Genomic DNA, 23303 nt, shown 5'->3' with positions numbered 1-23303 from the left:
GGGGTAATCAGGGGGTGGGCCTGGCCCTGGCGCCGAAGATCGCCGTGCCGATCCTGACGATGGTTGCGCCCTCGGCAATCGCCAGCTCGAGGTCGGCCGACATGCCCATCGACAGGGTATCGAGCGCCAAGCCGCTGCTGTTCAGCCGCTCGAAGCACTCGCGCAGCGTGCGGAACTGCGCGCGCAGCTTGGTCTCGTCCTCGGTCGGCTCGGGAATGCACATGAGCCCGCGTAGGCGCAGCCGTGGCAGCCCGGCCACTGCCGCAGCCAGCGCTGGCACCTCGTCAAGCGCGCAGCCGCTCTTGCTCGCCTCGCCGCTCACATTGACCTGGATGCAGACCTGCAACGGCGCCAGCTGCGCCGGACGCTGCGCCGACAGCCGCTCGGCGGTCTTGAGCCGCTCGACCGTATGCACCCAATCGAAGTGCTCCGCGACCAACCTGGTCTTGTTGCTCTGCAGCGGGCCGATCATGTGCCATTCGAGCGGCAAGAGCAGGGGCCCCGCAAGCGGGGATGCGACGGCGCTCGAATGGCAGTCCGAGCCGGGCTCAATGCCCGGTTCGGATGAACCGGCAGTGCCTCCTACCGTGAACGTTGGCACCGACGAGCCGGTGGTGTCCTCTGCAGTGAGCATCAGGGTCTCGTTGGGCCCCGTCTGCGGGGATGCGACGGCACTCGAATGGCAGTCCGAACCGGGCGCGATGCTCAGTTCGGATGTGGCCGCATCCGGCGCGCCCCGCCTGCCCACCCCGCCATCACCCACATGCGCAACGCTCAACCCACCCAGCCCTGTGATCTTCTCCACCGCCTCCTGCACATAGTTTTCGCCGAATGCGAGCTGCCCCGCCTGGTAGGCGTCGCTGACGCAATCGGCCGGGAAGGTTTTGCTCACAGCCAGCAGGCGCACGCTTTCCGGGCTGCGTCCGGCCGCTGTCGCGGCTTGCGCAATGCGCTGGTGCACGGCTTGCAATGCAGTTTTTATTGTGCCCATAATGAAATTTCAGTCTTTGCTGATATGCCCTTGGGGCAATCGTCCATACCGCCGTGACAGGACGATCTGGCGTGGTTTTCGGGAGATTATAAATGGAAATATCTGAGCTGCTCGCGTTCGCGGTCAAGAACAAGGCCTCCGACTTGCACTTGTCGTCTGGCCTGCCGCCGATGATTCGCGTGCATGGCGACGTACGCCGTATCAATCTGCCCGCGATGGAGCATCGTGATGTGCACGATATGGTGTACGACATCATGAACGACGGGCAGCGCAAGATTTATGAAGAAACGCTCGAATGCGACTTCTCGTTCGAAATCCCCAATCTGGCGCGCTTCCGCGTCAATGCCTTCGTGCAGAACCGTGGTGCGGGTGCCGTGTTCCGGACCATTCCGTCCAAGGTGCTGTCGCTCGAAGACCTCAACGCGCCCAAGGTGTTCACCGAGATCGCCAACCAGCCACGCGGCATCGTGCTGGTGACCGGGCCGACCGGCTCGGGCAAGTCGACCACGCTGGCGGCGATCATCAATTACATCAACGAGAACGAGTACGGCCACATCCTGACGGTGGAAGACCCGATCGAATTCGTGCACGAATCGAAGAAATGCCTGATCAACCAGCGCGAAGTCGGGCCGCATACGATGAGCTTCAACAACGCGCTGAAATCCGCGCTGCGTGAAGACCCGGACGTGATCCTGGTCGGTGAAATGCGCGACCTCGAAACCATTCGCCTCGCGCTGACCGCCGCCGAGACGGGCCACCTGGTGTTCGGCACGCTGCACACCTCGTCCGCCGCCAAGACCATCGACCGTATCGTCGACGTGTTCCCGGCTGCCGAAAAGGAAATGGTGCGTTCGATGCTGTCCGAATCGATCCGCGCGGTGATCTCGCAGACGCTGCTCAAGACCAAGGACGGCACCGGCCGTGTGGCGGCGCACGAGATCATGATCGGCACGCCGGCGATCCGTAACCTGATCCGCGAGAACAAGGTGGCGCAGATGTATTCGGCGATCCAGACCGGCCAGAACGCGGGCATGCAGACCCTGGACCAGAACCTGACCGAGCTCGTGCGCCGCAATGTCGTGTCGGCAGCCGAGGCGCGCACCAAGGCGATGAACAAGGAAAACTTCATGTAATCGTCGCCATGCCGAGCGGGTATCGCCGCCGGCAGGCTACAATGGAGGTTCGAGCGGAATTTGCTTCCGCAATGGCGTTGACGGCGGCTCTGGCGGCCTGCCGCAGCGACGCCCGGCGCCCGGCTGTGGGCGGCCAGAGGAGAGACCATGGAAAGAGATCAAGCCACCAAATTCATGCACGACCTGCTCAAGCTGATGCGCAGCAAGGGTGCATCGGATTTGTTCATCACCTCCGAGTTTCCGCCGGCGATCAAGATCGACGGCAAGCTCACGCCGGTATCGAACCAGGCCCTGAATTCGCAGCATACGCGCGAACTGGCGCGGTCGATCATGAATGACCGCCAGGCCGAGGAGTTCGAGGCGACCAAGGAGTGCAATTTCGCCATCAGCCCGCCCGGCATCGGCCGTTTCCGGGTCAATGCCTTCGTGCAGCAGGGTCGCATCGGCATGGTATTGCGTACCATCACCACCGAGATCCCCAATTTCGACGAGCTCGGCCTGCCGCCGGTGCTCAAGGACGTGGCGCTGACCAAGCGCGGCCTGGTGGTGTTCGTCGGCGGTACCGGCTCCGGCAAGTCGACCTCGCTGGCGGCGATGATCGGCTACCGTAACGAGAACACCTTCGGCCATATCGTCACGATCGAAGACCCGGTCGAATACGTGCACCAGCACAAGAACTGCATCGTCACGCAGCGCGAGGTCGGCGTCGATACCGAATCGTGGCACTCGGCGCTGCGCAATACGCTGCGCCAGGCGCCGGACGTAATTCTGATCGGTGAAATTCGCGACCGCGAGACCATGGACTACGCCATCGCCTTCGCCGAGACCGGCCACCTGTGCATGGCGACGCTGCACGCGAACAGCGCGAACCAGGCACTCGACCGCATCATCAACTTCTTCCCCGAAGAGCGGCGCCAGCAGTTGCTGATGGACCTGTCGCTGAACCTCAAGGCCTTCGTATCGCAGCGGCTGATCCCGCACCGCTCCGGCAAGGGCCGTGCGGCGGCGGTCGAGGTGATGCTGAACAGCCCGCTGATCTCGGACCTGATCTTCAAGGGCGAGGTGCATGGCATCAAGGAAATCATGTCGAAGAGCCGCGAGCTTGGCATGCAGACCTTCGACCAAGCGCTGTTCGACCTCCACGAGACCGGCAAGATCAGCTACGAAGACGCGCTGCGCAACGCCGACTCGGTGAACGACCTGCGCCTGAAGATCAAGCTCGACTCGAAGGAATCGAAGAACCGCGACGTGATGGAAGGCATCGATCACCTCGATATCCTGTAGCTCGCACGGCCGTGGCCGATCTGCTCGTCGATGCCGACGGGCACGATGCGGCCACCGCTGTTTGCACCGCGACGGTCGGGCGCATGACGGCGCCAGGCGCGGTGCTTGAAACCCCCGCCTGGCGCCATGCCTGGGGGGCGCATCATCGGTCACGGCATCCTCCCGCTTCTGTTTCTTGGCCACGACGATGGCGACGTCGCGGCCTGAATGCATTCCCGTTTCCCCCCTGTGTTGGCCCTACCCGCTCGCGCCGGCCGGCCACTGCTGTGCCGCCTGCCTGAGAACACTCGACGCGATTGGGTATTGGCCCGCCACGGCAGATGCCGAGAAGACAACGGCGTGGCACGCAGCGTGCGTCGGGACGGGCCGCAGGCCCGGTGCCCGATACATATGGCAAACCATGCTGACAGTACGCTGTCAGTAGCCCCTCGCTAGACTGCCTCCATCGATTGCGCCACCTGGCGTCAGTCGAACCTTCCCGACCCTCAAGGAGAGCTGTCATGAATGCCGTGAACTGGTTTGAAATTCCGTCCCTCGACTACGAGCGCGCCGTGCGCTTCTACGAAACCGTCTGCGCGACCGAGTTGAAGCGCGACGACAGTTCCGAAAGCATGCGCCTGGCGATTTTCCCGCACGCCGAGACGGGCGTGGGTGGCTGCGTCTGCTACGATGGCCGGCAAAAGCCGAGTGCCGACGGCGTGCGTATCTACCTCAATGCCGGCGATGACCTGGCGCCCATCCTTGGACGGGTGGCGCAGGCCGGCGGCGAGGTGGTCATGCCCAAGACGTTTCTCGCTGACGAGATCGGGCATATCGCGATGTTCCGCGATAGCGAAGGCAACCTGATCGGCCTGCATTCATTGCACTGACGGAGGCGGCGCCGCTAACTCCGGCGCCGGATCGAGCATGTGGTCCCACTTACTGCTGTACCCTGCGGGGCGTAGCGCCAAGCCCGCGAGCAGCGAGGCCGATGCGCTGCTCGCGTCGTTCCCCCCAGACATCGCCAACCTGACCGGCGAGCTGCGCCAGGCCCTGCGGCGGATCGACCCGGGCTTGCAGGAGCGCATCTACGCCGGCTGGCGCGGCTTTGGCTATCGTCATGCCGAGGCGGGGTATGTGTGCGGGTTGTTTCCCGCCGCCCATCGCGTCAAGCTCGGCTTCGAGCATGGCGTGGCGCTAACCGACCCGGCCGGGCGCCTGCGCGGCGAGGGGTCGCGTGTGCGCTACCTGGAGCTGGTCCCGGGCGATGCGCTGCCGATGGGCTTGCTGGCGGCCTGGGTCGGCGAGGCTGTTGCCTTGCGGCGAGGCCGTTGATGCGGCGTGCCGACCGCTTGTTCCAACTGGTGCAACTGCTGCGCGGCCGCCGCAGTGTGGTCACTGCGCAGGCGCTGGCGGATGCCTTGCAGGTGTCTGTGCGCACCGTCTATCGCGATATCCAGGATCTCTCGCTGTCGGGCGTGCCGATCGATGGCGAGGCCGGGGTCGGCTACCGGCTTGCGCGTGGCTTCGATCTGCCGCCGCTGATGTTCGATCGCTCCGAGCTCGAGGCAGTACTGGTCGCTGCGCGCATGCTCAAGGCCTGGGGCGAGCCCGGCATGGCCGCCGCGGCGCAGTCGGCACTCAGCAAGATCGAGGCGGTGCTGCCGCGCGATTTGCGCCAGGGTTTCGGGCAGTCCGGCTTCTATGTCCCCGATTTCGGCGACTATCCCTTGTTCCAGCTCACGCCGATCCGCGAGGCCATCAACCTGCGGCGCAAGCTGGTGTTCGACTATGTGCGCGAGGATGGCCTTGCCTCGTCGCGCGTGGTGTGGCCGCTGGGCGTGTATTTCTGGGGTAAGGTGTGGACCTTGGCCGCCTGGTGCGAGCTGCGCGATGATTTCCGCCATTTCCGTGTCGACCGCATGGCGACGATCGAGGTCAGCGCCGACGATTTCCCCGCCATGCCGGGCCGCACCCTGCAGGATTTCCTGCGCAACGTCTATGGTCGATCCGGCCAGGATGACGGCGGGTGATCGTCCGCCGCCATGCGGCCACGCAGGAAGTCGATGAAGGCGCGCACCTTGGCCGGCGGGTTCGGCATCGGGTAGACCGCATGGAGCCCGGCATCGGGCAGCGCGTACCCAGCCAGCAGCCGCACCAGGCGGCCCTCGGCGAGGTCGCGCTGGACCAGGTAATCGGGCAGCACCGAGATGCCGGTGTCGGCCAGCACAAAGGCGCGTACCGCCGTGGGCGAATTGGCTTGCGAGATGGCGTTGACGCGCACCGTCTGCTCGGTGCCGTCCGCACCGGCGAAGGCCCAGGTCAGCGGCGTGCGCAGCAGGCTCAGCGCGATCCAGCGATGGGCGGCGAGGTCGGCTGGCTGCCGTGGCATGCCATATCGCGCCAGGTAGGCGGGCGTGGCGACGACGACCTGGGCGAAATGACCGAGCCGGGTCGCGTACAGGCCCGAGTCGGCGAGCATGCCGCCGCGGATGGCGAGGTCGAAACGCTCGCCGATCAGGTCCACCACTTCGTCGCTTACCGTGAAGTCCGCCTTGAGCCCCGGATGCGCGTTGACGAAGGCAGCCAGCGCCGGTCCCACCACCTGCACGCCGAAATCCGCCGTTGCCGTCAGCCGCAGCGTGCCGCGCAGCTGCTGCTGGGCATGACCGACGCGCTCGAAGGCGGCCTCGGCTTCCTGCAGGATGCGCACACAGTCAGCGTAGAAGGCCGCGCCATTTTCGGTGAGCGTGACGCGGCGCGTGGTGCGCGTCAGCAGCGTGGCGCCAAGTTCCGCTTCGAGCCGTGCCACATGCTGGCTGACCATGGCCTTGGTCAGGTCCAGCCGGTCGGCCGCCGCGGTGAAGGAGCCGGTTTCCGCTACGGCGGCGAATACCGCCAGGCGGTTGAGGTTGACGCTGCTGCTCATGTCGATTGTTTGTTATTGATTGACAGTCAATTGTTGTTGGCAGGATTTATTGTGTCAATCGGATTGGGCACACTGCCATCTTTGCAATCACGGATATCATCATGGCTGACCAGGCTCTTCTTTTCGTCTTCGACCCACTGTGCGGCTGGTGCTACGGCGCCGCACCGGCCATGGCGAGGCTGCAGGCCGCTACCAGCCTGCCGATCGAGCTGTGGCCCACGGGCCTGTTCGCTGCTGGCAATGCACGGCCGATGACGCCAGCTTTCCGCGACTACGCCTGGCAGAACGACCAGCGCATCGAGCAGTTGACCGGCCAGCGCTTCACGCAAGCCTATTACGATCAGGTATTGAGCAATTATTCCGTCGCCTTCGATTCCTGGTCTGTCACGCTGGCGCTGCACCTGATCGAGCAGGCCGCGCCGGGCCAGGGGTTGGCGGCCCTGCATCGGCTGCAGGCGCTGCGCTATGTCGATGGCCGCGACCTGAGTCAGCCCACGGTGCTTGCCGACGTGGCCGAATCGTTCGGGCTCGCGCGTGCCGACTTTCTTGCCGCCTATGCCGACGTCGAGCAGCATCGCGCGCTGCGCATCCGCATCGATGCCGGGCAGCAGCTGATGGCCAGCCTGCACCTGCATGGCGTGCCGGCCCTGGTCTCGCGTGATGGCGAGCGCCTGGCGGTGCTGCCTTCGCAGCTCTTGTTCGAAGCGGGTGACGGCATGGCCGCGTGGCTGCAAGCAGCGTGCGCGCCGCGCTAGGCTGCACCTTCTTGCCTGGCCGGTGGCGGCATGGTCGAAGTGCCGTCGCCGCAGCCTTCGGCTATAGTCCGGGGCGATGACATCCGTTCCCGATCTGCCCACTGCCACCCGCGCGGCTCGCCGCCGGGCCTGGTGGTATCGCGTCCTGTCCGACCGCGAATCGGGCTCGCCGCGGCAAATCCTGTTTCTTGAGCTGGCCCGCGCGGCCGATCAGGCCCACGCGGGCGACACCGCGCCATGGCGCCCGTCCGCCACGGACTGGCTGCTGCGCATGCTGCTCGATCGATTCGGCACCCGCGTGCTGATCCCCGTCCTGCGCCGTGCTGGCGTGGGCGCGCTGGCCGTTTACCGTCGCCGGGGCGGCCAGGATGATCGGGCGGCGGACTGGCGCAATGCCGGGGATGGCCTGCTGAGCGTGTTCTGCGTGTTGATGGGCGGGCTCGCGGCGGGGTTCCCGCCGGCCGGCGTGGTGCTGGTAGCCTGGGCCATGCTCAGCGTGGCGATGGCTGTGTTGTCGCTGCGCACGGGGCTCAGGGCGAGGCAGCAGTTCGACGAGCAGGCGGCCGAACAGGCGCTGCGCCATGACGACCCGCTGCGCCATCCGCCCGAAGGGGCGACCAGCCTGGCGCTGATCGCCATCTCGCGTGGGCTTGTGCCGGATGCGGCGCAGCGGCTGGTGGACGGCATCGTCGTCGCGCCCGACAGCGCGCTTGACGAGGCGACCATCGATTTTCTGTGCCTGCGCCGCGACGAGCCCGTGCGGCCGGTGCATCGCGTGCTGCGCCATGTCGGCGGCTTCGCCGGCGGCGTGCTGGCCGGGCTCTTGCCCGTCCTGCTGTGGCCGCGGCCGGCGGCGCTCTGGATCGCGCTGGCGCTGACGTTGTGTGCGATCGAGCTGACGGCTCGCCGACGTTTGCCGCCCAGGCCCTGGCAGCATGGCCTGCAGGCCGTGCTATCGGGGGGGCTGGTGTTCCTGGCGGTACGGCTGTTGGCCTGGCTGCTCTAGGCCTGGCGGCGTCGGGCGCGCAAGGCCGGTGAGGTGGACGATGTTCTGTGTGTTCGTGGTGGCAAAGTCTTGCACCTTGGCTGCCTCGCGCAACTGACGGGCAGGCCCGGTCTGCGGCCCTTGCGGGCGATCAGCCGTGCGGCGTTTGCTCAAGGCGCCCGCCGTTTCCGCTGGCGCCGCCCGTGCCTAGCTGCCGTAGGCCGGCACCTTGCCGATGCGCTCATGCAGCGTCGGCGCATCGTGGTTGAAGGTGCGCGCGTACCAGTAGGCGTTGGCCATCACCTTCTTCACATAGTCGCGCGTCTCGGTGAACGGGATGGTCTCGATGTACACCGCGGCATCGAGCGCACGGCTGTCCTGCCAGTTGCGCGCGCGCCCCGGGCCTGCGTTGTAGGCCGCCGTGGCCAGCACTTCCTGGCCGCCGAGGCTGTCGAGCACGTGTTTGAGATAGTAGGTGCCGAGCTGCACATTGGTACCGACCTCGTTCACCATCTCGGCGCGGAACTTCTTGTAGCCGAGCTTCTGCGCCACCCACTTGGCCGTTGCCGGCATCAGCTGCATCAGGCCGCCGGCCCCGACATTGGACTTGGCCACCGAGACGAACCGGCTCTCCTGGCGCATCAGCCCGTAGACCCAGGCCTCGTCGAGCGACAGCTGCTTGGCTGCCTCGCTCACCACGTCACGGTAAGGTGCGATGTAGCGCAGCGTGAAGTCGTGGATGTCCTTGGTGCGGTCGGCCGTGTAGATGGCGCGGTCGTACCACTGGTGGCGCGCCGCGAGCTCGGCCGCGGCCAGCAATTGGGTATCCTGCAGGTTGCGCACGCCCCAGTTCCATTCGCGCACGGCGTCGGAGCGCTGGTCCAGCTTGTACAGCGCGATCGCGCGGCCAAGGCTCGGCAGGCGGCCGATCGCGCCGACTTCATCCTCGCTCGGCTTGTAGCGGCCGGCAGCGGCATCGAGCACGCTGCCGAGCTCTTCCTTGGCGAGCAGGCCGTAGAAATGGTGCTCGCGTGACAGTGGCGCCAGCAGCTCGTTGGCCTCGGGCAAGCGCGACAGGGTCTTCAGGCAGCGCGCGCGCCAGTAGCGCCAGCTTGCCTCGCCTTGCTGGCTGGCGGACATGTGCTCGATGGTGTCGAGTGCGAGCGTCCAGTCCTGCACGCGCAGCGCCGAGCGCGTCTTCCATTCGAGCTGTAGCGGCGAGAGCTGGGTGTTGCCCGCCTCCTTGAACCAGGCCAACGCCTGCGGTTGCTGCTTTCTCGCCGCGACCAGCGCGAGCTGGCCCCACACATAGCCCTGGTCGGCCGCGTCGAACGACTTCGCCATGGCGCGCCAGTGCTCGGCGCCCACTGCCGGATCGCTGGCACCGACGCGTTGCACGGCGTAGATGGCCAGCTCCCGCCCGCCGCGCGTCGACAGCGCAAACTGCTCGCGCTTGAGGGCCGCCGCCGGATTGGCCGCGACGTTGTCGAGCTGCTTCGCCGTGAATACCTGCGCATCGGGCAATAGTGCCGCCATGCGGTTCATCAGCCCGGTGTTGTTCTCTTCGCTGCCGAGGCGCAGGCGCTGCCATACGTTGTCCTGCGTGATCTGGCCCAGGTCGCGCAACTGCTCAAACAGCGGGCCGCAGGCTTCCGGCATGTCCTTGCCGGTGAACCACAGCGGGCGCGCCGCCTGGCTTGCCGCGGTGTCGCCATGGGCCAGGCGCGCGCGCAACTGGTAGCAATTGAGCTCGGTATCGGGGCTGACCAGGGCCGGATATTCGGCGCTGAAGTCATCCCAGCGCTGGCCGCGGCCCAGCCGCTTGAGCCAGTCGCTGCGCAGCCGTTCGGCCAGCAGGCTGCCGGCATAGGTCTGCAGGAAGGTGCGGATCTGTGGGTCGCCCACGGTATCGAACTGCGACGTCAGCCACCAGTAGCGCGGGTAGATTTCCAGGTCGTCGCCCTGCAGCTTGTTCGCAAGCTGTTCGAGCCGCGCCAGGTCGCGCGTGCGGTAGGCGTCGCGGGCAGCGTTGAAATCGGAAGCGGAGACGCCGGCAAGTGCAGCCTGGCTCAGCAATAGGGAAATGCAGGAAAAGACAAAACGTTTCATGGGAAGTATAGTTCCGGGCCTTACCCGGAGAATGCAAGCAGACGGCGGAAAGCGATACCAGGCGGGAAGAGTCAGCAAGCCCGTCAATCAAGGATAACACATCGATGCCGTACCTCAGTTCGAACCCCGCGACCGGCCTGGTTTTCCGGTCGTATGACAACCACGATTCGCGCCAGATCGCCGAGATCGTCGAGTCTGCCGCCCGTGCCCAGCTCGACTGGGCCGAGCGCGACTGCACCAGCCGCGCTCAGGTGCTGGCGCGCGCAGCCGACCTGCTGGCCGAGCAGCGCGACACGCTGGCGGCGCTGATCACGGGCGAGATGGGCAAGCTGCTGCGCGAATCGCTCGATGAAATCGACAAATGCGCGGCACTGCTGCGCTGGGTCGCGGCCCAAGCGCCTGCGGCCCTGGCCGACGAGCAGGTGGCCGAGGGCTGCGTGGTGCGCAAGGCGCCGCTCGGTATCGTGCTCGGCATCATGCCGTGGAACTACCCGTTTTCGCAGGTGCTGCGCTATGCCGCGTCGGCCCTGGTGCTCGGCAACGGCTGCTTGCTCAAGCACGCCACCAACGTACCGCAATGCGCGCTTGCCATCGAACGGCTGTGGCTCGACGCCGGCCTGCCGCCAGGGCTGTTCCGCACGCTGCTGATCGAGCCGGACGAGGTCGCCACGCTGATCGCCCGACCCGAGGTGCAGGCCGTTGCGCTGACCGGCTCCGAAGCGGCGGGGCGCGCCGTTGCTGCGGTGGCAGGCAAATACCTGAAGAAGACGGTGCTCGAGCTCGGTGGCTCGGACCCATTCGTCGTGCTGCATGACGCCGATCTCGATCATGTGCTCGACCGGGCGCTGCCGGCGCGTTTCACCAATTGCGGCCAATCCTGCCTCTCCGCCAAGCGTTTCATCGTCGTGCCGGAAATCGCCGATGCTTTCGTGGCGGGGCTTGCCGAGCGTATCGGCCGTCTGCTGCCGGGCGACCCATTCGACCCGCAGGCCACGCTGGCCCCGATGGCGCGCGACGACCTGCGCCTGCGCGTGCGCCGCCAGGTGGCCGATACCGTCGATGCCGGTGCACGGCTGGTGCTGGGTGGACAGATGCTCGGCCGCGCTGGCTTCTTTCTCGCCCCGACGCTGCTCGATCACGTGCCGCCTGCGTCGCCGGCCTATGCGGACGAGGTGTTCGGGCCGGTGGCCGCAGTGATCCGCGCTGCCGACGAGCTCGATGCGCTGCGCATCGCCAACGACAACCGCTTCGGCCTCGGCGGCAGCGTGTGGAGCCGCGATGTCGAGCGCGCCACCCGTATGGCCTGTCGGCTCAAGGCGGGTTATGTGTCGGTCAACCAGCCTTGCCGATCCGACCCGCGCCTGCCCCTGGGGGGGGTCAAGGCATCGGGTTATGGCCGCGAGATGGGGCTGGCCAGCCTGCATGAGTTCGCCAATCTGCAATCGTTGCGCATCGGGCGCTGAGCCCGGATGAGAAAAGGGCATCGCTGCGATGCCCTTTTTCTTGCCCGTGAGGCACGCTCGCCGTGCGAGGCCTGACGGGTTGACCCGCGCTTAGGCCGGGTTCTTCACGGCGGCCTTGGCTGCCTTCTTGTGGTGCTTCTTGGCAGCCTTGTGGTGTTTCTTCATGGCGACCTTGTGGGCCTTGGCTTGAGCAACCGGTGCTTCGGCAGCCATGGTCTGGCCAGCAACGCCCAAAGCAGCCAAGGTCGAAACGAGTGCAATCAGCTTCTTCATGATGAATCTCTTCCTCTGGTTCGGTGACGGATGGCGAGCCACGCCGGCTCGCCTGACTGAATAACGCACGTCCGGCCGGGGCCGATGACAGTCGGCGATAAAAAAACCCGCTCGAAATGAGCGGGTTTCCGTGCCGTTGCCCTTGCCTGATCAGGCGGACAGGCGGCGACGCTGGGTGGCGCCGATGCCCAGCAGGCCGAGGCCCAGCAAGGCCAGCGTGCCAGGCTCCGGTACTGCCGTGGCGCGGATCCAGTCGAGGTAGGAATAGAGCAGCACACCGCCCATCCCGTCGCCGAAGCCGCCCTTGGGCAGGCCGGTGTCGAGATGGAAGCCGAAGGTGTTGTTGGCTACCAGCAGCAGGTTGCCGCTGCCGTCGTTGATGAAGGATGGGCCACCGGAGTCGCCACCACCGATATTGGTTTCCACGTCGTTGCCGAGCGATGCGCCGCAGACGGCTACGCCGAGCACGCTCGGGTCGCAGAACGAGTCGTACACGGTGCCGTCGGGGCCGGTGCCGTCGAAGTCGGCATACCAGACTTCGTCCGGACTGTTCGGGTCGAAACCGGCTTCATCGTCGTGGTCGGCAAAATCGTAGACGTTCTTGCCGCTGCGCTTGACGCGGAACGCCGGGCTCACGTTGTAGCCATTCCAGCCGTCGCCGCTGGTGCCATAGCCAGCCATGGTGATGACCGAGCCCTGGGCCAGCTGCTGGTTGCTCAGCTTGTACCATTTCGAGCTCAGCGGAATCGCGCGCGGCAGGCGCAGGATGGCGATGTCGTCGTTGACGCAGAAGCTGTTCACGCCGGGTGGGCAGACGCCGAAACCCTGGTAGTTGGGGTTCATCGTCACCTGGTTGGCGGTGATGATGGAGTGGCCGTCGGCGCCGGCTGCGGATTCGGAATTGAACACCACGCGCACGTCGTTGCCGGGCTTGTTGAGGTCGATCACGCTGCCCTGGCCGTTGGTGTCGACGCAGTGGCCGGCGGTCAGCACATGCCAGGGACTGATGGCTGCGCCCGAGCAGATGTAGCTGAGGCCGTCGTAGCGGATATTGATGCTGACGACGCCCGAAAACGGCGAGGTCGGCTCGTTCGGGTCGATACGCGTGGTGGGGGTGTCCGGCGGGGCGCCTGCCGTGATCAGCGGCGTCGGCGTGATGCCGAGGCCGCTGATCAGGCTGGTAGGTGCTGCCTGTGCCGCCACGCCAGTCACCATCAGGGCGATTGCCGAGATGGCGCCTGCAGTCTTACGGAACTCTCTCCTAGTGCTGTTTTTCATTGGTTTTCCCGTTGTTGTATGGGTTGAGCTCGACCGGACGATAGGCCGCCTCGATGTGACGGATACGCCCAGCCTCTCCGCCGCGCCTCACCCGCGTCAAACGCGGTGCGAGAGGCAGCCCGATAGCCCAAGCAAAACCGGTGCCATGTATATACAACTCAGAAATAACAATGATTTATGCGCGTTTTCGAGTGTTTGGAAACAAAACTGTAAGATAGTCCGACACATTTTTTTACACATGCGACGACTGGCCGCCCTGGCCGGCAGGTGGCGCCCGTACTGGCTTGCGTCCGTTCCGGACGTCACCTGGACGGCGGCTAAAACGAAAACACCCGGGATGACCCGGGTGTGTTTCAAGCGCGGCGAGGGCTCAGCTGAGGAACAGCTGGTAGGCCGGATTGTCGGTTTCTTCGCTCCAGGCGTAGCCCAGGGTGTCGAGGAAGCGGCGAAAATCGGCATCGTCCTCGGGCGGAACCTGGATGCCGACCAGGACGCGGCCGTAATCCGCGCCATGATGGCGGTAGTGGAACAGGCTGATGTTCCAGTCATGATTCATGCAGTTGAGGAAATTCGTGAGCGCGCCCGGCCGCTCGGGAAATTCGAAGCTGATCAGCTGCTCGTGCCTGGCTTGCGGCGCATGACCGCCGATCAGGTTGCGGATATGCAGCTTGGCGAGCTCGTTCTCGGTCAGGTCAAGTGCGTTGAGGCCGTGCTGGGCCAGCTCGGCCACGATCTGCCCGGCCTCGGAGCGGTGGCTCACCTGCAGGCCGACGAAGACATGCGCCTTGTCCGGGTCGGCATAGCGGTAGTTGAACTCGGTGACGAAGCGGCCGCCGAGGAAGCCGCACATGGTGCGGAAGGCGCCGGGCCGCTCGGGCAGATTCACTGCCAGCAGCACCTCGCGCTGCTCGCCGACCTCGGCGCGCTCGGCGACGTGGCGCAGGCGGTCGAAATTCATGTTGGCGCCCGAGGCGATCGCCACCAGCGTCGCGCCGCTCGCGTTCTCGCGTGCCGCCCACTTCTTGGCTCCGGCGACAGCCAGCGCGCCGGATGGCTCGAGAATCGAGCGCGTGTCTTCGAATACATCCTTGATTGCGGCGCACATCTCGTCGGTATTGATCAGGATGATCTCGTCGAGATGCTGCTGGCACAGGCGGAAGGTTTCGGCACCGACCAGCTTGACCGCCACGCCGTCGGCGAACAGCCCGACCTGCGACAGCTGCACCCGTTCGCCGGCCTGGAGCGAGCGGTACATCGCGTCGGAATCGACGGGCTCGACGCCGATCACCTTGATCTCGGGGCGCAGCCGCTTGACGTAGGTTGCCACGCCGGCCGCCAGGCCGCCGCCGCCGATCGGCACGAAGATGGCCTCGATCGGCTTGGCGTGCTGGCGCAGGATTTCCATCGCGATCGTGGCCTGGCCTGCGATCACATCGGGGTCGTCGAATGGATGCACGAAGGTGGCGCCCTCCTGCTTCACAATGGACATCGCGTGCTTGTAGGCATCGTCGTAGGAATCGCCATGCAGCACGACATTGCCGCCGCGCGCGGCGACGGCATTGACCTTGATCTTGGGTGTGGTGGCCGGCATCACGATGGTGGCCTTCACGCCGAGCGCCTGGCCTGACATCGCCACGCCCTGCGCATGGTTGCCGGCCGAGGCCGTCACCACGCCGCGTGCCAGCTCCTCCGCGCTCAGCTGCGCCATCTTGTTGTAGGCGCCGCGCAGCTTGAACGAGAACACCGGCTGCATGTCCTCGCGCTTGAGCAGCACCGTGTTGCCGATGCGCTTGCTCAGGTTGGGAGCGGGTTCGAGCGGGGTCTCGACGGCAACATCGTAGACGCGGGCGGTGAGGGTTCGTTCCAGATAATCGCGGTGCATGAGCCTAAAGCCGTGGAAAATTGCGCAAGCCGCAAGGTTAACAGATGCGTGCCCGCGAGCCTATTTCAGTTGGGCGCAAACGCCAGCGGTACACCGCATCCAGGGCGGCCGTCACGCCGGCGTCCACGGCTTTTGTGGCGGCCTTGGCCGCGCGGCTCGGTGCCGCTGCCAGTCGAGCCCGGCGGGCGTTTAGCGCGTGCCGGTGCCGTGCTCGAGCCAGCGCTGCCACATGGCGCGATAGGCCTGCTCCATATCGCGAGCGAAGGCCGGCCCGTCGTGCAGTGCCGATATCCGCGCGCGGCCCGGTAGCGAGGCGCGGATCTCCGCCAGGCGCGGCAGGTCGGCCGCCAGTGCGGTCGCCACGCGGGCCGCCGCATCGGCATCGTCGCCCGACCATTCGGGGTGGCCGACGGCGTTCAGCACCATCATCGAGCCCCGGCGCGAGGGCAGGGCGCCGGCGATGGTGACCATCGGCACGCCCATCGCCACCGAGATGGCCGTGGTGGTGAGGCCGGCAAACGGGCTGGTGTCGAGCTGGATGTCGACCTCGCGGTGCAGCGCCAGGAAGCCATCCCAGTCGCGCGGCCGCTCGAGAATCAGGCGGTCGCGCTCGATGCCATGGGCCGCGAGCGCCCTGATCAGCCGCTCGCTGTGTCCCGACGGCTTGCCGTCACGCGTCAGGGCGACCACCATGAGTTTGCTGCCGGGCGTGCCGTGCAGCGTTTCGGCCCAGAAGCGCAGGCTGGACGGTCCTTTCTTCGACAGCCGGTTGAACACGCAGAAGGTGACATGGCCCTTGGCGAGGGCGGGCAGCGGCCCCGGCTCGGGGTAGTGGTCCGGGCGGTCGAGCACCTGGGTTACCTGCGGCAGGCGCCACAGCATTTCGCTGTGGTAGCGCTCGGTCATGCCCGGCGGATCGAGGCTGGCATCGGTCAGGCGATAGTCGATGCGCGACAGACCCGTGGTCGATTGCAGCCCGCACCATGCTGCCTGGACGGGCGCCGGTTTGCGCGCGAAGACCGGCAGCCGATGGCCATCGGTGTGCAGCGAGCAGTCGATCAGCACGTCGATGCCGTCGTCGGCGATCAGCTCCGCCAGCTGCGTGTCGTTCAGGTCGGCGACATGGCGCCAGGTATCGGCCAGCGCCATGAATTCGCGTGTGGCCGCATCGGCGTAGCGGCGCGTGTAGTAACAGAACACCTCGACCTGATTGTGGTCGTGGTGGCGAAACAGCGGCAGCGCGCACTTGGCGAACGCATGCGCACGAAAATCGCCCGAGACATAGCCGATGCGCAACCGGCGGGACGGCGACAGGTCGCGCTTGGGCTGCTGGATCGGCCGTACTTCCTGCTCCAGTGCGTTGCCGTAGCGGCGGTGCAGCTCGAATACCTGTTCCGGGCTCAGCGATTCGACATACATCGAATGGTGGCTGTAGCTCGACAGCACCTGCAGATTCGTCGGGTCGAAGGCCAGCGCCCGCTCGAATTCGGCACAGGCCTGTTCCGGGTCGATGCCATCGGCCAGTGCTACGGCCAGCGCCTGGTACGTGTTTGCGTTGGGCGAGAGCTTCACGGCTCGTTCTGCCATGGCGATGGCCGACTTGGTATCCTGGCGGTCGAGCGCGATGTTCCAGGCCGCTTCCAGCGCCGGCAACGAGCGGGCGTCGATTTCCAGCGCATTCGAGGCGGCGCGCCAGGCATCGTCGAGACGGCCGGCCCGCAGGAATATCCGTGCCAGCTCCACATGCCAGGCCGGATCGCTGCGCTTACCCGGGATCGCCTGTTCAAACGCCGCCAGCCCTTTCCTGGCATTGCCCGTCATGCACAACGCCAGGCCCAGCGCGCGGTGCAGTTCGACATCCTGTTTCAGGGTCTTGGCCGCCTGCTGCAGGTGCGGGAGCGCATCCTGCCAGTTGCCGAGCGTGGCCAGTGCGATGCCCCAGTCACGGCGTATCGCCATGTCGGCCGGCACCAGCGCCGCAGCCGCGGCGAAAGGCTCGAGCGCCTGCTCCGCGCGCCCCTGGCGGCAGAACACACGAGCCCGTTCGAGCAGCGACGGCGCATGCTCGGGGTGCCGGCGCAGGTTGTCGTCGAGATACTCGTGGGCGCTTCGGTGCTTGTTCATGCGGGCGGCGACGACCGCCATATAGTAGGCCGACAACGGGTCGTCCGGCTGCGTCATGTGTGCCTGGGTCGCCAGCACGGCGGCATCGGACAGGCGGCGTTCTTTCAGTGCAGCGACAATCTTGCCAAAAATCGGTGAAACGGGTTCTGTCATGTCGAACAGCGAGAGGGTGTTGGATTGTCGGCCATTTTGCCACGGCTGCAGCGGAATAAGGATGTTGACGTCATGGCCTTCGACATTGTGCGCGGGCATTTGCTGAGGCTATGCTTTGGAATATGGGGGAGCCGGGCCCCGCTAGCTGTTGCACACAGGGCATCGACGGCGCTAGGCTCTAGGCTGGATTCACAGGGATTTGACGATGACTCAGGACGAATTGAAGCAAGCGGTGGCCAAGGCCGCCATCGAATATGTGCCCGACAACTGTATCGTCGGTGTCGGCACCGGCTCGACCGCCAACTATTTCATCGACGAGCTGGCCAGGATCAAGGGCCGCATCGACGGTGCCGTGGCGAGCTCCGAGGCCAGCGCACAGCGCCTCAAGGCCCATGGCATCCCGGTGCTCGACCTCAATGTCGTCGACGAGCTGCCGGTCTATGTCGATGGCGCGGACGAGATCAACCACCAGCTGCACATGATCAAGGGCGGCGGTGCCGCGCTGACGCGCGAGAAGATCGTTGCCGCCGTGGCCAAACAGTTCATCTGCATCGCCGACCAGAGCAAGCTGGTGGACGTGCTGGGCACCTTCCCGCTGCCCATCGAGGTGATCCCGATGGCGCGCAGCCATGTCGGCCGCGAGATCGTGCGTCTCGGGGGGCATCCGGCGCTGCGTGAAGGCGTGCTGACCGACAACGGTAATGTCATCATCGACGTGCATGGTATGCAGATCGCGCAGCCTGTGGAGCTCGAAAAACAGCTGGACCAGATCGTCGGTGTCGTCACCAACGGCCTGTTCGCGGCACGCCGTGCTGACGTGCTGCTGCTGGGCACGGCGCAGGGCGTCAGGACGTACAAATGAGCCGTATAACCGTATTTAACGAGTATTACGCCTGAGTCAGCAGGCGATGGGAGGGGCGGCCGCCAAGGCCGCCCGATGTGCGGTAGGACGAGCCCGGCAACGAGAATCGGGACATCACCGCGCTGTCACAATCCGGGTCTACACTGCCCGATTGCATATGTAGGAGACACACAACCATGCCGGAGCACATTTCAAAACAATTCGATAGCGATCTGGAAGCCGTGCGTTCACGCGTGCTGCAGATGGGCGGCCTGGTCGAGCAACAGATCGTGATGGCGATGGAAGGCCTGGCCACAGGCGACATCGACCTGCTGAACAAGGTGATCAGCGACGACCACCGCGTCAATGCGCTCGACGTCGAGATCGACGATGCCTGTCAGCACATCATTGCGCGCCGCCAGCCGGCAGCGACCGACCTGCGCATGGTGATGACCATGATCAAGACCACGTCCGACCTCGAACGCATCGGCGACGAGGCGGAAAAGGTCGCGCGCATGAGCAAGATGATCTACGAAGCGGACCGCGTGAACATGCCGCGTTTCCACGAGGTGCGCCACATGGCGGACCTGGCGATCGAGATGCTGCGCAAGGCGCTCGATGCCTTCGCCCGGCTCGATCTGTCCGCCGCGGCCCAGGTGGTGCGCGCCGACCTGCAGGTGGACGAGGAATACCGCGCCATCATCCGCCAGCTGATCACCTTCATGATGGAAGACCCGCGCACCATCTCGATCGCGCTCGAAATCCTGTCCATCGCCAAGGCGCTCGAGCGCATCGGCGATCACGCCAAGAACATGAGCGAATACGTGGTGTTCCTGGTCAAGGGCAAGGATGTCCGTCACACCTCGGTGGAAGAGGTCGAGCGCCAGGCGCTAGAATAAGCCTGTCGCCATTCAACAATACTCGCCCGGCGACGAGCCGGGCGTTGTCATATTCAGGGTATGGACTTTCCCACGATCGCCGCCGTTGATCTCGGCTCCAATAGCTTCCGCCTGCAAGTCGCCCGCGTGGTCGACGACCAGATCTATCCACTCGATACGCTGAAAGACCCGGTGCGGCTCGGCGCGGGCCTGCGGCCCGACGATTCGCTGGACGCGGCCGCGGTCGAACGCGCCGTGGACTGCCTGAGCCGCTTCGGCGAGCGCCTGCGCGGCCTGCCGAAAGAAGCCGTGCGCGTGGTCGGCACCAATACGTTGCGCGTGGCGCTCAATGCGCCCGAGTTTCTGCCGCGCTTCGAGCAGGCGCTGGGCGGTTTTCCGATCGAGATCATCGCCGGACGCGAAGAGGCGCGGCTGATCTACCTCGGCGCCGCGCACAGCCTGCCGGCGAGCAAGGAGAAGCGGCTCGTGGTCGATATCGGCGGTGGCTCGACCGAGTTCATCGTCGGCCAGCAGCTCAAGCCGCAGAAGACCGAGAGCCTGTACATGGGCTGCGTCAGCTACACGCTACGTTTCTTCCCCGACGGCAAGATCACCAAGCAGGCCCTGCGCGCCGCCGAGCTGGCTGCGCGCAACGAGCTGCAGACCATCGTCGGCGAGTTCCAGCACGGGCAGTGGCACCAGGCAGTCGGCACCTCGGGCACGGCGCGATCACTGCAGGACATCATGGAGCTCAACGATTTCAGCAGCAATGGCATCACCGCCAGCGGCATGGATCAGCTGCGCGAGCTGCTGATCAAGCAGGGCAGCATCCGCACCCTGGCGGTCAACGGTCTGCGCCCCGACCGTGCGCCGGTGATCGTCGGTGGCTTCGCCATCATGGCGGCGATCTTTTCCGAGCTCGGCATTGACCACATGGTCACCGCCACCGGCGCACTGCGCGAAGGCGTGTTGTGGGACCTGATCGGCCGCCATCACCACAAGGACATGCGCGACGTCACCGTGGCCCAGTTCAAGCGCCGCTACCACATCGACCTGGGCCAGGCCGAGCGGGTGATGAACCTCGCGGTGAAGCTCTACCTGCAACTCGCCCGCCAGCTCGATGGCGACCATGAGCAGGGGCTGCAGCTGCTGTCTTGGGCAGCCAAGCTGCACGAGATCGGGCTCTCGGTATCGCATACCGGCTACCACAAGCACTCGGCCTACATCCTCGAGAACGCCGACATGCCCGGCTTCGCCAAGCCCGAGCAGCGCCTGCTGTCGCGGCTGGCGATGGCGCATCGAGGCAATCTGGCGAAGCAGCTGGCCGGCGTGCCGCTGCTCGAATGGGCGCGCATCATCGCGTTGCGGCTGGGGGTGCTGTTCCACCGCAGCCGCATGGACATCAATCTGCCGGAGATGCATCTGAGCCTGCACGGCAAACGCTTCTCGCTGAGCATCGACCCTGCCTGGCTTGCGCATAGCCCGCTGACGTCGACTGCGCTCAAGCAGGAATGCGATTTCTGGGCTGCGGTCGGTCTCGGGCTCGATATCCAGCATGGCGCGTCGGCGTAAGCTCTACCAGCAAAGGCTGGCCAAGACCGGCCTGCCGCCCGGTTCGCTGCTGCATACCGGCGAGCAGAAGACGGCCGAGCCCGCCGTCACGCTGATCGAATACGACGCCGACAACTGCCGCGAGACCCATTTCCGCAGCCTCGGCGAAGGCCAGCGCCATCAGCCGCAGGCGGGCGTGCTGTGGCTCAATGTGCACGGCCTGCACGAGCCCGAGATCATGAGCGAGATCGGGCGCCGCTTCGATCTGCATCCGCTGACGCTCGAAGACGTGCTCAACACCGACCAGCGCCCCAAGCTCGAGGATTACGGCCACTACCTGTATATGGTTGCGCGCGTGTTCAATTACGATCGCGCAACGGCCGACCTGAGCTCGGACCAGGTGAGCCTGATTCTCGGTGACGGCTGGGTGTTGACCTTCCAGGAGCGGCCGACGGGCAAGTTCGCCGCCGTGCGCGAGCGTTTGCGTGCCAACAAGGGCTCGATCCGCAAATGCGGGGCCGATTACCTGGCCTACACGCTGCTCGATGCGATCGTCGATCATTACTTCGTCGTGCTCGACGAGGTCAACGAATACACTGAGGACCTCGAAAACGCGCTGCTCGACAACCCCAGCCACAAGCTGCTGCCGAACATCCATGCGCTCAAGGCCGATACCCTGCTGCTGAAGCGTTCGTTGTGGCCGCTGCGCGAAGTGTTCAACGCGCTGTCGCGTGGCGATTACGAGCTGTTCAAGCCCGAAACCCGCCTCTATCTGCGCGACGTGTACGACCACACGGTACATGTGATCGAGTCGACCGAGACGATACGCGACCTGATTGGCGGCATGCTCGACATCTACATGTCGGCGCTGTCCAACCGGCTCAATGTCGAGATGCGCTTTCTCACCGCCATCACCACCGTCTTTCTGCCCTTGACGCTCATCACGGGCATCTATGGCATGAATTTCGAGTACATCCCCGAACTCAAGTGGCACTGGGGCTACTACGCGGTGCTCGGTTTCATGGTCAGCGTTGCCGGCGGCATGGGCTTCGCCTTCTGGCGCCGCAAGTGGCTGTGATTGGCGACATCGAGAAATAAAGAAGCCCGTCTCATGACGGGCTTCTTACTGGGGGCGAGCCGGCCGTCAGGGGCGCGACGGGAAGATGCCTTCGATGGCGATGCAGGTCAGCATGCCGAGCGAGGGCTGGTGCTGGTCGAAAGGCTGGCTGCCGCCCGCCACCCCGACCGTCGTCGTGGCGCTTGCCGTCGTCGTGACCGCCGAGCCGCCCATATCGCTATCGGCCGGGCCGGCACCGTAGATATTGGTCCGCGATTGCTTGGCCAGCACGGCGCCTGCCGGGCTATCGGTCGAGCCGGCGCCGCTGCTGGCGCGCAGCTTGGTAGTGACCGTGGCCGCGGTGCTGGCAGTGTGCGTGTGTGCCGGCATGCTGTTGATCGTCAAGGTGGTGTTGTCCTGGCCGAAAACCTGACCCTGATCGACTGGCGCCAGCCCTGGCCCTTGCCCCATTCCAACCACCACCCGGCCGCGCAGATCGGGCAGGGCAAAGGTCACCCGGCCGTCACCGCCGTAGGTGGTGCCGAGCAGCGAGAACAGTGCCGTGTTCTGTGCAATCGACATGAGCTGGCCATTCGTCGCCGCCCAGCCGCGCGGACAGAAATTGAAGCCGAAGGTACAGATGGTGCCCAGGTAGGGGTCCGCACCACAGGCCAGCGCATTGGCGGTGGGTAGCCCGAGCAGGGCGGCGGCGAGCAGGGTGCGACGGATGGTCTGTGTCATGGTTTGCTCCAGTCAAAGGGTTCGACGCGATGCCCGGCTCAGCGGTGGGCAGTCAGCCTGCGTACCCAGGCGAGGCCGGTCAAACCAAGACCCAGCAGCAGCGCGCTCATGGGCTCGGGCAATGGGTTCGGGCCGACGTCCTGGGCTTGCACGTTGACGATGCTGAAGAAGGTGTCCAGGCCGCCGCTGTAGCTGCCATCCGCCGAAAATGCGCCGCCACGGGCCGATACCACCCCGGCATAGCTTGCGCTGGCGCCCGGGTTCAACAGCACGTCGAAGCTGTCGCTCGCGCTATCGCTGGTCTCGTTGGGGTTGACCGTGTCGACCAGGCGATGGCTGAACAGCAACTCATTGTTGAGCTGATCCTTGACCGATACGTCGAACAGTACGAATGCATCGCTACCCAGCGCCGACAGGTTCACATAGCTCGTGCCCAGCCGCAGCGTCACGGTGTAGCTGATGGTGGCCGAGGTATTGGCCAGGCCCAGCGAAAAATCACCGAACAGGAACTGGTTCTCGCTCGTGCCGTTGCTGCCCGTCCCTGCCAGGTCCGCATGCAGGCCGGCGCCATCGTTGATGTCACTGAGCGAGCCATTCAATGCCGATGGGGAGAGCGCGAGGCCAGTGAAATTACTTTGCGTCGTCGCGCCGCTGCTGGTCAGGCGGATATTGCCTGTCTGCGCGGCATCGCCGGTCGGCACGGTGGAATTGACCAGATCGAGGCTGCTGGCGCCGTTGACCGTCAGGTTGCTGGTAAACGGGATGGCTTGGGCCAGCCCAGGCAGGGCGGCAAGCGTTGCGACGATCGCCAGGGAACGGCAGGCCGTGATACGGGGGAATGCCATGATGCTTCTCCTCATATAGCTTGGGTTCGGCGCAGGGGCAGATGCTGTCGAT

Annotated in this window: 22 protein-coding genes; 12 read left to right on the top strand and 10 right to left on the bottom strand. The window is 65.5% G+C overall.

The genetic code is table 11. The features are described 5' to 3' along the window. Nucleotides 1-7 precede the first annotated feature (7 nt). Nucleotides 8-991 (bottom strand): YggS family pyridoxal phosphate-dependent enzyme, encoded by a 984-nt coding sequence (locus ABWL39_RS06070; RefSeq protein WP_367788107.1) that lies wholly within the window; start codon nt 989-991, stop codon nt 8-10. Nucleotides 992-1083: 92 nt separating this feature from the next. Here ABWL39_RS06070 and ABWL39_RS06065 point away from each other — a divergent pair, with 92 nt between their 5' ends. Further along, a complete protein-coding gene (locus ABWL39_RS06065) occupies nt 1084-2124 on the top strand; it encodes a type IV pilus twitching motility protein PilT (protein ID WP_367788105.1) in 1041 nt (346 codons plus the stop codon). Nucleotides 2125-2271: 147 nt separating this feature from the next. Next, nucleotides 2272-3408, top strand: a complete 1137-nt coding sequence (locus ABWL39_RS06060) for a PilT/PilU family type 4a pilus ATPase (protein WP_367788103.1) — start codon at nt 2272-2274, stop codon at nt 3406-3408. Here ABWL39_RS06060 and ABWL39_RS06055 read toward each other — a convergent pair. Continuing rightward, a complete protein-coding gene (locus ABWL39_RS06055; RefSeq protein ID WP_367788101.1) occupies nt 3390-3554 on the bottom strand; it encodes a hypothetical protein in 165 nt (54 codons plus the stop codon). The two genes, ABWL39_RS06060 and ABWL39_RS06055, sit on opposite strands and share 19 nt — an antisense overlap. Nucleotides 3555-3908: 354 nt before the next feature. Between ABWL39_RS06055 and ABWL39_RS06050 the strand changes: the two genes are divergently transcribed. Genes ABWL39_RS06050 through ABWL39_RS06040 form a run of 3 tightly spaced genes read left to right on the top strand, consistent with a single transcriptional unit; the run spans nt 3909 to nt 5420 of the window. Next, a complete protein-coding gene (locus tag ABWL39_RS06050) occupies nt 3909-4277 on the top strand; it encodes a VOC family protein (protein ID WP_367788099.1) in 369 nt (122 codons plus the stop codon). A gap of 37 nt (nt 4278-4314) precedes the next feature. Next, entirely contained in the window at nt 4315-4722 is a 408-nt protein-coding gene (locus tag ABWL39_RS06045) for a DUF1801 domain-containing protein (protein WP_367788097.1), read from the top strand. Beyond that, a complete protein-coding gene (locus ABWL39_RS06040) occupies nt 4722-5420 on the top strand; it encodes a helix-turn-helix transcriptional regulator (RefSeq protein ID WP_367788095.1) in 699 nt (232 codons plus the stop codon). Before ABWL39_RS06045 ends, ABWL39_RS06040 begins: the two co-directional genes overlap by 1 nt. Here ABWL39_RS06040 and ABWL39_RS06035 read toward each other — a convergent pair. Beyond that, nucleotides 5387-6316, bottom strand: coding sequence for a LysR family transcriptional regulator (locus ABWL39_RS06035; RefSeq protein ID WP_367788093.1), 930 nt, complete (start codon nt 6314-6316; stop codon nt 5387-5389). The genes ABWL39_RS06040 and ABWL39_RS06035 overlap by 34 nt on opposite strands. Before the next feature lie 101 nt (nt 6317-6417). Between ABWL39_RS06035 and ABWL39_RS06030 the strand changes: the two genes are divergently transcribed. Then, nucleotides 6418-7071, top strand: a complete 654-nt coding sequence (locus ABWL39_RS06030) for a DsbA family protein (protein WP_367788091.1) — start codon at nt 6418-6420, stop codon at nt 7069-7071. Nucleotides 7072-7147: 76 nt separating this feature from the next. Continuing rightward, nucleotides 7148-8077 carry a VIT1/CCC1 transporter family protein gene (locus ABWL39_RS06025; RefSeq protein ID WP_367788089.1) on the top strand — a complete coding sequence of 310 codons (930 nt, stop codon included), beginning with the start codon at nt 7148-7150 and terminating at the stop codon, nt 8075-8077. Nucleotides 8078-8263: 186 nt separating this feature from the next. On the opposite strand, the gene ABWL39_RS06020 is transcribed toward ABWL39_RS06025, so the two are convergent. Continuing rightward, nucleotides 8264-10165, bottom strand: coding sequence for a transglycosylase SLT domain-containing protein (locus ABWL39_RS06020; RefSeq protein WP_367788087.1), 1902 nt, complete (start codon nt 10163-10165; stop codon nt 8264-8266). 104 nt (nt 10166-10269) lie between these two features. Between ABWL39_RS06020 and ABWL39_RS06015 the strand changes: the two genes are divergently transcribed. Then, the gene (locus tag ABWL39_RS06015; protein ID WP_367788085.1) at nt 10270-11628 is read left to right on the top strand and encodes an aldehyde dehydrogenase family protein; all 1359 of its coding nucleotides are present in this window, start codon (nt 10270-10272) and stop codon (nt 11626-11628) included. Between the two features lie 90 nt (nt 11629-11718). On the opposite strand, the gene ABWL39_RS06010 is transcribed toward ABWL39_RS06015, so the two are convergent. The 4 genes from ABWL39_RS06010 to ABWL39_RS05995 all read right to left on the bottom strand — a co-directional run bounded on the left by ABWL39_RS06010 (nt 11719) and on the right by ABWL39_RS05995 (nt 17437). Continuing rightward, nucleotides 11719-11901 carry a hypothetical protein gene (locus ABWL39_RS06010; protein ID WP_367788083.1) on the bottom strand — a complete coding sequence of 61 codons (183 nt, stop codon included), beginning with the start codon at nt 11899-11901 and terminating at the stop codon, nt 11719-11721. A gap of 150 nt (nt 11902-12051) precedes the next feature. Further along, nucleotides 12052-13179 carry a trypsin-like serine protease gene (locus tag ABWL39_RS06005; RefSeq protein WP_367788081.1) on the bottom strand — a complete coding sequence of 376 codons (1128 nt, stop codon included), beginning with the start codon at nt 13177-13179 and terminating at the stop codon, nt 12052-12054. 370 nt (nt 13180-13549) lie between these two features. After that, nucleotides 13550-15061 (bottom strand): threonine ammonia-lyase, biosynthetic, encoded by a 1512-nt coding sequence (ilvA, locus tag ABWL39_RS06000; protein WP_367788079.1) that lies wholly within the window; start codon nt 15059-15061, stop codon nt 13550-13552. A gap of 189 nt (nt 15062-15250) precedes the next feature. Further along, nucleotides 15251-17437 carry a tetratricopeptide repeat protein gene (locus tag ABWL39_RS05995; RefSeq protein WP_367788077.1) on the bottom strand — a complete coding sequence of 729 codons (2187 nt, stop codon included), beginning with the start codon at nt 17435-17437 and terminating at the stop codon, nt 15251-15253. A gap of 106 nt (nt 17438-17543) precedes the next feature. Between ABWL39_RS05995 and rpiA the strand changes: the two genes are divergently transcribed. The 4 genes from rpiA (at nt 17544) to corA (ending at nt 21686) form a co-directional block, all read left to right on the top strand. Then, entirely contained in the window at nt 17544-18200 is a 657-nt protein-coding gene (gene rpiA / locus ABWL39_RS05990) for a ribose-5-phosphate isomerase RpiA (RefSeq protein WP_367788074.1), read from the top strand. 176 nt (nt 18201-18376) lie between these two features. Next, entirely contained in the window at nt 18377-19078 is a 702-nt protein-coding gene (gene phoU / locus ABWL39_RS05985; RefSeq protein ID WP_367788072.1) for a phosphate signaling complex protein PhoU, read from the top strand. Between the two features lie 60 nt (nt 19079-19138). Then, complete coding sequence (gene ppx / locus ABWL39_RS05980) at nt 19139-20629, top strand: exopolyphosphatase (protein WP_367788070.1); 1491 nt, start codon at nt 19139-19141, stop codon at nt 20627-20629. Continuing rightward, complete coding sequence (corA, locus tag ABWL39_RS05975) at nt 20613-21686, top strand: magnesium/cobalt transporter CorA (RefSeq protein WP_367788068.1); 1074 nt, start codon at nt 20613-20615, stop codon at nt 21684-21686. Before ppx ends, corA begins: the two co-directional genes overlap by 17 nt. Nucleotides 21687-21752: 66 nt before the next feature. On the opposite strand, the gene ABWL39_RS05970 is transcribed toward corA, so the two are convergent. Next, nucleotides 21753-22406 (bottom strand): phage tail protein, encoded by a 654-nt coding sequence (locus tag ABWL39_RS05970; RefSeq protein ID WP_367788066.1) that lies wholly within the window; start codon nt 22404-22406, stop codon nt 21753-21755. Nucleotides 22407-22444: 38 nt separating this feature from the next. Further along, the gene (locus ABWL39_RS05965; RefSeq protein ID WP_367788064.1) at nt 22445-23251 is read right to left on the bottom strand and encodes a hypothetical protein; all 807 of its coding nucleotides are present in this window, start codon (nt 23249-23251) and stop codon (nt 22445-22447) included. Nucleotides 23252-23303 lie beyond the last annotated feature (52 nt).

It is taken from the genome of Chitinivorax sp. PXF-14 (assembly GCF_040812015.1).
In the GTDB taxonomy this organism is placed as follows: domain Bacteria; phylum Pseudomonadota; class Gammaproteobacteria; order Burkholderiales; family SCOH01; genus JBFNXJ01.
Note: the sequence above shows the minus strand (reverse complement) of the source record. Positions and strands in the feature narration are given on the sequence as shown.

What these genes read in the sequence shown, in the direction of transcription:
- ABWL39_RS06035 (WP_367788093.1), bottom strand. Translation starts at nt 6,316, where the DNA reads ATGAGCAGCAGCGTCAACCTCAACCGCCTGGCGGTATTCGCCGCCGTA.
- ABWL39_RS06055 (WP_367788101.1), bottom strand. Translation starts at nt 3,554, where the DNA reads ATGATGCGCCCCCCAGGCATGGCGCCAGGCGGGGGTTTCAAGCACCGC.
- ABWL39_RS06005 (WP_367788081.1), bottom strand. Translation starts at nt 13,179, where the DNA reads ATGAAAAACAGCACTAGGAGAGAGTTCCGTAAGACTGCAGGCGCCATC.
- ABWL39_RS06025 (WP_367788089.1), top strand. Translation starts at nt 7,148, where the DNA reads ATGACATCCGTTCCCGATCTGCCCACTGCCACCCGCGCGGCTCGCCGC.
- ABWL39_RS05995 (WP_367788077.1), bottom strand. Translation starts at nt 17,437, where the DNA reads ATGCCCGCGCACAATGTCGAAGGCCATGACGTCAACATCCTTATTCCG.
- ABWL39_RS06060 (WP_367788103.1), top strand. Translation starts at nt 2,272, where the DNA reads ATGGAAAGAGATCAAGCCACCAAATTCATGCACGACCTGCTCAAGCTG.
- ilvA (WP_367788079.1), bottom strand. Translation starts at nt 15,061, where the DNA reads ATGCACCGCGATTATCTGGAACGAACCCTCACCGCCCGCGTCTACGAT.
- ABWL39_RS05970 (WP_367788066.1), bottom strand. Translation starts at nt 22,406, where the DNA reads ATGACACAGACCATCCGTCGCACCCTGCTCGCCGCCGCCCTGCTCGGG.
- ABWL39_RS06070 (WP_367788107.1), bottom strand. Translation starts at nt 991, where the DNA reads ATGGGCACAATAAAAACTGCATTGCAAGCCGTGCACCAGCGCATTGCG.
- ABWL39_RS06065 (WP_367788105.1), top strand. Translation starts at nt 1,084, where the DNA reads ATGGAAATATCTGAGCTGCTCGCGTTCGCGGTCAAGAACAAGGCCTCC.
- rpiA (WP_367788074.1), top strand. Translation starts at nt 17,544, where the DNA reads ATGACTCAGGACGAATTGAAGCAAGCGGTGGCCAAGGCCGCCATCGAA.
- phoU (WP_367788072.1), top strand. Translation starts at nt 18,377, where the DNA reads ATGCCGGAGCACATTTCAAAACAATTCGATAGCGATCTGGAAGCCGTG.
- ABWL39_RS06030 (WP_367788091.1), top strand. Translation starts at nt 6,418, where the DNA reads ATGGCTGACCAGGCTCTTCTTTTCGTCTTCGACCCACTGTGCGGCTGG.
- ABWL39_RS06010 (WP_367788083.1), bottom strand. Translation starts at nt 11,901, where the DNA reads ATGAAGAAGCTGATTGCACTCGTTTCGACCTTGGCTGCTTTGGGCGTT.
- ABWL39_RS06020 (WP_367788087.1), bottom strand. Translation starts at nt 10,165, where the DNA reads ATGAAACGTTTTGTCTTTTCCTGCATTTCCCTATTGCTGAGCCAGGCT.
- corA (WP_367788068.1), top strand. Translation starts at nt 20,613, where the DNA reads ATGGCGCGTCGGCGTAAGCTCTACCAGCAAAGGCTGGCCAAGACCGGC.
- ABWL39_RS06015 (WP_367788085.1), top strand. Translation starts at nt 10,270, where the DNA reads ATGCCGTACCTCAGTTCGAACCCCGCGACCGGCCTGGTTTTCCGGTCG.
- ABWL39_RS06045 (WP_367788097.1), top strand. Translation starts at nt 4,315, where the DNA reads ATGTGGTCCCACTTACTGCTGTACCCTGCGGGGCGTAGCGCCAAGCCC.
- ppx (WP_367788070.1), top strand. Translation starts at nt 19,139, where the DNA reads ATGGACTTTCCCACGATCGCCGCCGTTGATCTCGGCTCCAATAGCTTC.
- ABWL39_RS05965 (WP_367788064.1), bottom strand. Translation starts at nt 23,251, where the DNA reads ATGGCATTCCCCCGTATCACGGCCTGCCGTTCCCTGGCGATCGTCGCA.
- ABWL39_RS06050 (WP_367788099.1), top strand. Translation starts at nt 3,909, where the DNA reads ATGAATGCCGTGAACTGGTTTGAAATTCCGTCCCTCGACTACGAGCGC.
- ABWL39_RS06040 (WP_367788095.1), top strand. Translation starts at nt 4,722, where the DNA reads ATGCGGCGTGCCGACCGCTTGTTCCAACTGGTGCAACTGCTGCGCGGC.